Consider the following 10,174-nt stretch of genomic DNA (forward strand, 5'->3'; position numbering starts at 1 on the left):
TCGACGTTAGAGTTCTGACCCAACACGCAAAAGAGTAGCTGCGAAACCTTAGCTTTCGCAGGCTTGGTGTCACGCTCCCAGTTTCGTTGAAGGTTACGCTCTTGAGATTTGAAGTAATCGTAGACTTCTCGAACCAGGAAAGTTCTTGTTTTTTGGTGCTTTGCTTCTTCTCACGCTGCAATCTCCTAGCATCATGATGTCGGATTTCTTAAAACATCTGGACAAAACAAACATCAGATGTTTAATATCATCCTATGAGTGAACTTCTATACTATGACTTGAAAGACACTGCGGGTGTGGCGCCTGGCCTCGCAACGCAAGTGTGTCGGGAACTTGGACGGCGCATTGTTGCCGGGCATTTCCCGGAAGGCAGTTTGATTGATGATGAAAACAAGCTGTGTACGCGTTTTGGGGTCAGCAAATCTGTTGTCCGTGAGGCGATCAAGCTGTTGGTTGGCAAAGGGCTGTTGGAAGTTCGTCGCGGTAGTGGAACACGAGTGCGGCGGCGCGCAAGTTGGAATCTTCTGGATGATGATGTGCTGGCTTGGCATCAAGGCATCGAGCCGAAGCCCGAGTTTCTGCGTCAATTGATGGATGTCAGGCAAATGGTTGAGCCCAATGCTGCGGGCTGGGCAGCTCAAACGGCAACGCCAGAGCAGATCGAAGACATTCGCAAAGCACAGCACGACATGGAGCAGGCGACGTCGATCCAGGATTTTGTAGTTGCCGATGCGCTGTTTCACCGCTCTGTCCTGCGCGCCGCGAATAATGAAGTGCTTATTGCTTTGGAGGGCGTGATCTTTTCGGCGCTGCTGAGCTCAATCAAAGTGACAAACAGCGATCCGCGCGAAAACAAACGATCGTTGCCATTGCACCGGCAAGTTTTGAAGGCGATCGAAGCTCACGACAGTGAGGCGGCATCATCTGCAATGCGCGAGCATTTGGCCGATACTTATGAACGCCTTTCGGGGGCTCTGCCGGATTTCAGCGCAAAACGTGGTGCAAAAGAACAAAAGGGATGAGATGTCCACTGTCCGGGAAGGTGGCCGGGCTAGTGGTGACGACACGAGACATGCTTCTACCCAGCCTCGCGTCGTCAGGTTGGCCCGATAAATCGGGAGAACTCCACCAGATAATCCGGCGCAATGCGCCCGAAACATCGACGAGGAGGATATGATGTTTTCAAAGCTTTCGAAAGGCCTGCTGGCCGGATCTGTCGCAACGTCCGCGTTGCTGGCAGCCGGGGCGGCATCGGCCGAGGATATGGTTGCACTACTGCTTCCAGAAAACGTGAATCCGCGCTGGGAACAGCAAGATGCTGCAGCTTTTGTGCGCACTATGGGTGAGATTGCACCCAACGTGAAAGTTGAAGTGTTCAATGCCAACAATGATACCGCCACGCAGCAGAGGCAGGCGGAACAGGCACTGACTCAAGGCGCAAAGGTTCTTGTTGTCATTCCTATCGACGGGGAAAGCTCGGCGATAATTGCGGATACGGCTGCCGAAGAAGGTATCCCAACAATCGCCTATGACCGGATGATCAACTCGCCTAAAACCACGTTCTGGGTACAGGCCGATTTGGAAGGTATGGGATTTGATCAGGCGACCCATGTGATCGAGAATACAAAGGACGGCGACACGCTGGTATTGCTCAAGGGTTCGCCGACTGATCCGAATGCAGCAGTCATCCACAATGGCCAGCTTCGTGCACTCACGCCTTTGTTTGAAAGCGGCGCACGCGTCATGGGATACGAGAACTGGACACAGGGCTGGGACCCGGCCATTGCCCGTCGCTCGATGGATCAGGCGCTGACTCAACTGGATAACAACGTTCAGGGCGTTGTGTCTTCCAACGACGGGAACGCCGGTGCCGCCATCGCGGCGATGGAGGAGCAGGGTATGGCCGGAACTGTTCCGGTTTCAGGTTTGGACTGCACGGTGCAAGCACAACAGTTGATGCTGCTGGGCAAGCAGACCCAATGTGGATGGCGTCCGCTTGAAGATATGGCTGCGGCCGCAGCACAGGTCACAGTGCGTTTGGTCAATGGAGAAGACTTCTCGGATCTCGCGCCGCAAACCGTCACCAACGGTGTCGGAGCAGAAGTGGCCTATGTGCCGGTTGGTTCGTACTCGGCCATCGGCGCGGAAGGTGTTGCCTATGTGATCGAAAATGATGCTTCGATTACCAAAGACATGGTCTGTCAGGGCGAAGCCGCCTCAACCGACTTCTGCAAATAACAAGGTCGAGTTATGACGTCTGAAGACAAAATGGTGGGGCAAGCTGCCCCACCAGCGCATCTTGCTGTGCGTGGCATTCAAAAACGGTTTGGCGGCGTGCACGCCCTGCGCGGTGTTGACTTTGAGGTCGCTCGCGGTGAGGTGATGGCCCTTGTCGGCGACAACGGCGCAGGCAAATCCACACTGATGAAAGTGCTCGCCGGGGCACATCTTGCGGATGACGGTGCGTTTTTTCTCGACGGTAAGCCAGTCGACGTGACCTCACCCAATGACGCAACTGAGCTGGGTATTCAGATTGTCTATCAGGATCTTGCTTTGTGCGAAAATCTGGATGTTTCAGCCAATCTGTCCTTGGGGGCGGAACCTGTAAAGCCCGGTTGGGGGTTTCTGCCGCGTCTTCTTCGCCCTCTGGACGACCTGGAAATGGAAGTGAAAGCCAAGAAAGCCATCGACAGGCTTGAAGTGCGCACTTTGCAATCTGTTCGTGCCAAGGTGGGCGGTCTTTCAGGTGGTCAACGTCAAGCCATTGCGATTGCCCGCGCGGTTGGAGCCGAAAGCTCGGTCGTAATGCTGGATGAACCCACAGCCGCATTGGGCGTCGCACAGACCCGTCAGGTGCTTGAGGTCGTAAAGCGACTGCGCGAAACGAACCATGCGGTCGTCTACATCTCGCATAACATGCGCGACATTTTCGAAGTCTCAAACCGGATCACCGTACTTCGTCATGGAGGAAATGTCGCCACTTACACAACCTCGGAGACGAACCCAGACGAAATTGTCGTCGCCATGACACGCGGCCTGGACACGGAGAATGGCAATGCAGCCTGATGCTAAATTGACGTTTCTCGACCGATTCAGCGCTCTGCGCGAGACGCAATTCGGGGCCTTTGTTCCTGTCCTCCTCGCGTTGGCAGCAATCTGGGGGTATTTCGGGCTTGTCCTGCCGCTCATTGATTTGATGAGCGGCGAAGCAGACAGTTTCCGTGCGATCTTTCTAAGCCCTCGCAATATCTACAATCTGTTTATGCAATCTGCTGTGATTGCCACGTTGGCGGTTGGGATAACAATCGTATTGCTGCTGGGTGACATAGACTTGTCTGCAGCCGCGACTGCAGGGGTTTGTGCCGCGCTATTGGGCGTGCTGGTGCTGAGCGGCGTGCCCGGTTGGCTGGCCTGCATCATCGTGATTTTCGTCGGCATTGTTATGGGCGCAGCGCAAGGTTTGCTTGTTGCCTATGTCGGCATCCCCTCATTTGTCGTAACGCTAGCCGGGCTTTTGGGGTACCAAGGCTTGATGCAAAAGATCCTGCCCACGGGAAACTTGAACGTCGGTGATCCCTTCGTGCGTGGAATAGCTCGGGTTCTTATCCCGGACCTTTGGGGAATTGTTCTGGGGTTGGCAGTTGTCGGCCTGTTCGCATACTCCAATCTGCGCAAGCAACGCCGGCGCAAAGCGCTTGGCTTGGAACAGGAAAGTCCATTCGCTCTTTGGGGTCAGGTGGTCGCGTTTTCTGTCATTGTCGTGGCCGTCGTGCTGACGCTTAACGCTTATCGGTCTCTGCCGTTGTTGCTGGTGCTGCTTGTCGCGATCACTGCACTGTTGGGGTGGATCACAACCAGCACACCGTATGGTCGCTCACTTTTTGCTGTTGGCGGCAATGCTGAAAGCGCGCGGCGCGTGGGGATGAAGGTCAAACGTATTCGGGTCTCGGCCTTCGCAATTGTTGGCCTTATGGCCGCCATTGGCGGAATTTTCGGAGCGTCCCGCTATGGGTCGGTATCTTATACGGCCTTCGCCGGTGGCTCCTTGCTGCTTGAGGCGATCGGCGCGGCAGTAATTGGGGGCACATCACTCTTTGGCGGCCGCGGGTCAGTCTGGAATGCAATCCTTGGCGCTTTGGTCATCGGATCGCTCGGAAACGGGCTGGATCTGACTGGTGCGAGTGCGGCGGACAAGCTGATGGTGTCGGGTGCGATACTGCTCTTAGCCGTCGCGATTGATGCCGTGTCGCGTCCCAGCAACGGAAACGGAAGGTAGGAGGCGGCGATGTCAGAATATGAAAATATCAGTCCACATTTGGCGCTCGATGCAATCCTCAACATCCTTATTCCCGAAAATAGCGATCGAGGAATCCCGTCGGCGGGAGATCTGGGTGTGGCGGCATTCGTCACAGAGGCGGCTGCGCGTAATCCCGCTCTCAACAGCGCGCTCGTCACCTTGATAGCCCGCGCCGGCGAACTGGCGGACGGTATTACTCCCCATACCGTCCGCCAGCTGGAATCCGAATTGCCCGAGGCGTTCAGTTTGCTGCTCATGGAAACCTACAAAGGTTATTACAGTCGCCCGGATATGCGCGCCAAGGTTGGTGTAGGATCGCATCCTGTGCATCCAGCCGGGTACGAGGTTGTCAGTGATCCGCCCGCGCTTTTGAATGAATTGACCGCGCCTGTGCGCGCTCGTGGGCCAGTGTTTCGCGATCCTACCGGAGGTCAGGCATGAAACACGAACCTGTTGACGTTCTGATCATTGGTGCGGGGGCATCAGGCGCTGCGATTGCCTGGTCTCTGTTGGAAACACGGATGCGCATTCTGTGCCTGGAACAGGGTGATCATCTGCTGGACAAAGACTTCCCATCGCGCCGCGAGGATTATGAACTCGCTCGGTACGCTGAGTTTTCTTGCGACCCGAATGTTCGAGGTCTTCCGCAGGACTACCCGATCAACGCGGAGGATAGCTGCATCACGCCGGTCAACTGGAATGGCGTGGGCGGGTCGACAATCAACTTCCTAGGCCACTGGCCGCGGATGCGCCCGTCAGATTTTCGAACCAGATCACTGGATGGCGTGGGTGAGGACTGGCCGGTCGATTATCACGATTTAGCGCCGTTTTATGAAATGAATGACCGCAACACGGGCGTCTCTGGTTTGGGAGGCAATCCGGCTTATCCCGACTATAAGCCGCCGCATCCACCCATTCCGATTGGCAAACTCGGGCAGACTTTGGCGAGTGGATTCAATGAAAAAGGCTGGCATTGGTGGCCGTCTGACGTCGCGATCCTAAGCCGGGATGACGATGGCCGCCAGAAATGCGTGAACGCCGGGACTTGTGATCTGGGTTGTGCGGCGGGGGCCAAGGGCGGAAGCAATTTCACCTATTGGCCGATGCTCGAAAATGCAGGTGTTGAACTGCGCACCAAAGCGCGTGTCCGTGAGATATTGGTGGACGAGGACAGCGGGTTCGCGACCGGCGTGCTCTACCATGGGGCCGACGGGCAAGTTCATGAGCAGAAGGCAGAACTGGTCATTATGGCCTGCAACGGGGTTGGAACACCGCGCTTACTGCTGAATTCCAAATCCAAATTATTCCCGGAAGGTTTGGCGAACCGTTCTGGCAAGGTCGGTAAGAACTTGATGTTCCATCCACTAACCGGCGTTGCAGGAGTGTTTGATGAGCCAATGAAGGGACATGAAGGGCCGATGGCCTGTTCGATCCTTTCACAAGAATTTTACGAAAGCGACCCCGGTCGCGGGTTTGTACGTGGTTATGGTCTGCATTCTGGGCGCTCAACCACACCAATGACCTATGCGCTTGGTGGGTATGGCATCGACAATCCCATCCCATGGGGGGCTGAACACCGAGAGATTATGGACAATGTCTACCCCTACCTCGCTGGCCTGACTGTGGTGACTGAAGATCTGCCGGAAGAACATAATTGTGTGACCCTTGACCCAGATCTGACCGATAGCGATGGCATTCCGGCCCCAAAGATCACCTATCGCTTGGGTGAAAATACGCAGGCGATGCTGAAACATGGCGAGGCCCGCGCCGAAGAGGTTTTGCTGGCCGCCGGGGCAAAGCGCATTCTGCCCAAGGGTGACAAAGTCTGGTGGCGAGCAGGGTGGCACCAGATGGGTACCTGTCGGATGGGCAATGACACCGAGACGTCTGTGGTGAACGGCTGGGGGCGCAGCCACGACGTAAAGAACCTGTTCATCGTGGACGGCTCGATCTTCGTTACGGCTGGAGCGGTCAACCCAACTTCTACGATACAGGCACTGGCGCTCTATATCGGCGACCGGATCAAAACCAACATTGCAACGCTGTTTGATTGAGGTGGCCATGGAATTTCCAAAACAAATCTACATTGATGGCGCACTGACGGATGGCAGCGGGCGCAAAGAGGTCATCAATCCCGCCACTGAAAATCCCATCGCCACGGTCACCACGGCCGGCTTCGCGGATGTCGAGCGTGCGCTACAAGCCGCGAAGTTTGCGTTTCCCAGGTGGGCTAAGACTTCGATTGCGGACAGGCAAATGTGGATGCGACGGCTGCGCGATGAAGTGATCGCCCATGAAGAATTCCTGCGCGACTGCGTGCATCAGGAAATGGGCAAGCCCTGGGCCCAAACGCATGAGGATTGGGACAGTTTGGTCGTTTCTCTCGATTTCTATGCCGAGGAAATTGCCCGCGTTCAGGATTATGGCCTCAGCGACCGGGCTGGCACCCATTCACATCGAATGGTCTATGAACCCGTCGGGGTGGCGGTGGCCTATCTAGCGTGGAACTTCCCTTTGTTGAATCTGGCGTTCAAAATTGGCCCGGCCATGGCGGCCGGGTGCCCGATCATCATTCGCCCGTCTGAAGCGACGCCGATTTCGGCCTATGCAGTGGGGGCGCTTTGCGAAAAAATCGACCTGCCGAAAGGTGTGGTGCAAATTCTCTGTACGGATGGGTATGACGTCGCTGATGCTCTGACCGCCTCGACCATCCCACAAGTCGTGACCCTGATCGGCTCGACCCGGACCGGGCAGCACATCATGCGCACCGGTGCTACATCAATCAAACGCTATTCGATGGAGCTGGGAGGCAACGCTCCGGTTATCGTGTTCGAAGACGCCGACCTCGACCTGGCCGCTGACATCGTGACCGGGGTAAAGTTTTCTAACGCCGGACAGATTTGCGTCTCACCAAACCGTGTGTTTGTGGCCGAGACCGTGCGTGAGGCTTTCACCGAAAAGGTGGTAGCCCGGGCAAATTCGGCTACGGTTGGGTTTGACAAAACAGACGATATCACAACTGGGCCAGTTATTGACGATCGCGCATGGGCTCGCATCAAAGGTTTGATTGATGATGCAATCGCGGATGGCGCGACCCTGCTGGCGGGTGGGGACAGACCCCCGAACCTGAACAAGGGTCACTACATCGCGCCGACCGTTTTGGACAACGTGACCGAAACGATGGGTGTCTATCGACAGGAAACCTTTGGTCCCATCGTCAGCCTAATTCCTTTCTCGGATGAAACCGGGGTCGTTGAAATGGCCAATGACTGCGAGGAGGGTGGGTTAACGGCCTATTTGTTCACGCGAGATCTAGGTCGGGCCGAATATTATGCCGCGCATCTGCGCTATGGCGAAATTCAAATCAACGGGGTGAAGTACGATATCGACTTGCCGCATGGCGGGATCGGTCAGTCGGGGATCGGGCATGATTGCTCAACCCTCGCGCTACACGACTATCTTGTACAAAAGCGGATAACGCGCGCCCTCGATTCCACTGGATTTGGAGGGTTGAACCCATGAAGATCACCCGCGTCACCAGCCATGTTCTCAGCTACGATTTGCCTGAACCGCTGGGGTATTCTCAGCAATATTACCACAAGCGCACGGCACATCTGGTCGAGGTGGAGACTAACGAAGGTGTCACGGGCTGGGGCGAGTGTTTTGGTGCAGGAAATGTCGCCTTGGCAAACAAGGCAATCGTCGAGCAGGTGATCCAGCCGATGGTGTTGGATATGGACCCACTGGATCGCGATGTGATCTGGCATAAAGTTTACAACCTGATGCGCGACCATGGCCAGAAGGGAATGCCTTTACAGTCACTTTCTGGCGTGGACATTGCGCTGTGGGATATCGCAGGCAAAATCGCAGGCTTACCGCTGCATAAACTCATCGGGGGCACCCATCGCGATCGCATTCAGGTTTACGGCTACGGAATGATGCTCCGCCCTGAGAGTGTGGACAGTCTGGTGTCTCGTTTTGAAGACGAAGCCGCCACAATCAAAGAAATGGGCTTCGTCGCGACGAAAATGAAAGTGGGGCTTGGTCCGACAAACGACGTGCGCCTGATCGAAGCTGTGCGTAAGGGTGTGGGCGATGACTATCGCTTCATGATCGATGCGAACCACTGCTACACGACCCATGACGCATTTTATGTTGGTCGCGCGATGGAAGAGTTCGACCCCTATTGGTTTGAAGAGCCCGTCGCCCCGGAAGATCTTGACGGATATCGTGAGCTGCGCGCCGGTTTGAATGTCAACATTTCGGGGGGTGAAGCAGAATTCAACCGATGGGGCTGGCGCGCCTTGTTGGAAAGCCGCGGTTTGGATATCGCGCAGCCGGAGGTTTGTGCTCTCGGCGGCATCACAGAATATCTGCGCGTTTTGGCATTGTGCCACGCGCATTTCACTCCGGTCGTGAACCATGTTTGGGGTTCTGCCGTGGCAGTGGCCACCAATATGCACCTTCTCGCAGCCATGCCGTCGCTTCCAGGTGGATTATTCCCGTGGGAACCGATGCTCGAATTCGATACCACCGACAACAAGTTCCGGGATGAACTGCTTTCTGAACCGCTGAACATACAAACTCAAGTCGCATCAACAGGCGGTTTTGCAGCGATTCCAAACGGCCCTGGCTTGGGCGTGGATCCAGATCGTGACTTTATCAAACATTATTCGAGCTGACGGTATGGGTGATCTGAACGCGCTCGAATTTGTCGGAGTGGATTGGGGGACGAGCACCTTTCGAGCCTGGTACTGCAAGTCCGGGGAAGCGCCAGTCCAAATTCACAAAAGCGATATGGGAATGTCAAAACTCAGGCGCAATGAGTTCGCTCCATATCTTGAAAAGATCCTATCAAACAAAGGGATTTCCTTTTCTGCCCCGGTAATCATTTGTGGAATGGCCGGCGCGCGCGAAGGTTGGCGAGAGGTACCGTATGTTTCGGTGCCTGCGTGTCTTGAGGACATAAAAAATAGTGCTGCACACGTGACAGCCGGCCGCTATGGCTGCACTATCTTACCGGGTGTCTGTATTGCTGAAGAGGGACGCTTTGACGTGATGCGTGGCGAAGAAACCCTCTTGTTTGGCGCAATTTCGAACGGCGTACGGGATGGTATCTTCTGCCTGCCAGGGACGCACTCAAAATGGTGCCGGATCGAGTGTGGCAATCTTGTTAGCTGGCAGACTGTCATGACCGGAGAGCTATTTGCGCTTCTGTCAACAGCCTCAACCTTATCGCAATTCTGTGGCAGCATCAGATCGGAACTCTTCGATAAAACTGTTTTTAGGAATGCAGTCCACGAAGTATTAGCACAGCCAACGTCTGCTATTCACAAACTGTTTTCGATACGCGCTAGGGCACTGTTGGACCCCGAAGCTGACATTTATGACTTTTCGTCTAGGCTATCAGGTTTGTTGATTGGACAAGAGATCGCCGGAGTTCATCTGGAAGAATCTGACCCAGTGTTTTTGATTGCCAGTGGACCCATTCGCGAAGCGTATAGTTCGGCAATCAATATCTCAGGAAGTGAAGTTGAGACTATTGCAGCAGATACATCTGCTATCGCGGGATTGTCCTTGTTTGCTCACGAGCTTCTTAAAACCAATAAGGTGGCATCGCGAGCTCAATGAACTTTCGGGCAGTACGAACCGAAGCGAATCGACAGCAAACCGACCTTTTGAGCATGAACGAGGTCGTTCCTTATGTAGCGCTCTAAAAGCTTGAGATCTTGGTTGCCGGTATCTTACGTCGAGCTAGGTTCTGGACGCATTAAATTTGTTGCTGTTGTCTCGTTTGCATGATTCAAGCCCCTGAGTTTCAGAGGTGTATCATGAGCAATCTATTCTGGCTGACTGACGAACAGATGGAGCGCCTTC

9 protein-coding genes are annotated in these 10,174 nt (G+C 54.9%); all 9 read left to right on the forward strand.

Going from position 1 to position 10,174, the window contains the following annotated elements; all coding sequences use genetic code 11:
* Positions 1 to 254: 254 nt before the first annotated feature.
* The 9 genes from ACR0EZ_RS24115 to ACR0EZ_RS24155 all read left to right on the forward strand — a co-directional run bounded on the left by ACR0EZ_RS24115 (position 255) and on the right by ACR0EZ_RS24155 (position 9,928).
* Entirely contained in the window at positions 255 to 1,022 is a 768-nt protein-coding gene (locus ACR0EZ_RS24115) for a FadR/GntR family transcriptional regulator (protein WP_480617342.1), read from the forward strand.
* A gap of 154 nt (positions 1,023 to 1,176) precedes the next feature.
* Positions 1,177 to 2,238, forward strand: coding sequence for an ABC transporter substrate-binding protein (locus ACR0EZ_RS24120; RefSeq protein WP_480617343.1), 1,062 nt, complete (start codon positions 1,177 to 1,179; stop codon positions 2,236 to 2,238).
* Between the two features lie 12 nt (positions 2,239 to 2,250).
* Positions 2,251 to 3,066, forward strand: coding sequence for an ATP-binding cassette domain-containing protein (locus ACR0EZ_RS24125; protein ID WP_170511062.1), 816 nt, complete (start codon positions 2,251 to 2,253; stop codon positions 3,064 to 3,066).
* On the forward strand, positions 3,056 to 4,276 hold the full coding sequence (locus tag ACR0EZ_RS24130; protein WP_480617344.1) for a sugar ABC transporter permease: 1,221 nt from the start codon (positions 3,056 to 3,058) through the stop codon (positions 4,274 to 4,276). The genes ACR0EZ_RS24125 and ACR0EZ_RS24130 overlap by 11 nt, the downstream gene beginning before the upstream one ends.
* A gap of 9 nt (positions 4,277 to 4,285) precedes the next feature.
* Positions 4,286 to 4,738: a hypothetical protein gene (locus tag ACR0EZ_RS24135; RefSeq protein WP_480617345.1), complete on the forward strand. Its 453-nt coding sequence runs from the start codon at positions 4,286 to 4,288 to the stop codon at positions 4,736 to 4,738.
* Positions 4,735 to 6,351 carry a GMC family oxidoreductase gene (locus ACR0EZ_RS24140; protein WP_480617346.1) on the forward strand — a complete coding sequence of 539 codons (1,617 nt, stop codon included), beginning with the start codon at positions 4,735 to 4,737 and terminating at the stop codon, positions 6,349 to 6,351. The genes ACR0EZ_RS24135 and ACR0EZ_RS24140 overlap by 4 nt, the downstream gene beginning before the upstream one ends.
* A gap of 7 nt (positions 6,352 to 6,358) precedes the next feature.
* Positions 6,359 to 7,819: an NAD-dependent succinate-semialdehyde dehydrogenase gene (locus ACR0EZ_RS24145; RefSeq protein ID WP_480617347.1), complete on the forward strand. Its 1,461-nt coding sequence runs from the start codon at positions 6,359 to 6,361 to the stop codon at positions 7,817 to 7,819.
* Entirely contained in the window at positions 7,816 to 8,979 is a 1,164-nt protein-coding gene (locus ACR0EZ_RS24150; RefSeq protein ID WP_480617348.1) for a mandelate racemase/muconate lactonizing enzyme family protein, read from the forward strand. Before ACR0EZ_RS24145 ends, ACR0EZ_RS24150 begins: the two co-directional genes overlap by 4 nt.
* A gap of 4 nt (positions 8,980 to 8,983) precedes the next feature.
* Complete coding sequence (locus ACR0EZ_RS24155; RefSeq protein ID WP_480617349.1) at positions 8,984 to 9,928, forward strand: 2-dehydro-3-deoxygalactonokinase; 945 nt, start codon at positions 8,984 to 8,986, stop codon at positions 9,926 to 9,928.
* Positions 9,929 to 10,174 lie beyond the last annotated feature (246 nt).

It is taken from the genome of Ruegeria sp. AK4 (genome assembly GCF_056541025.1).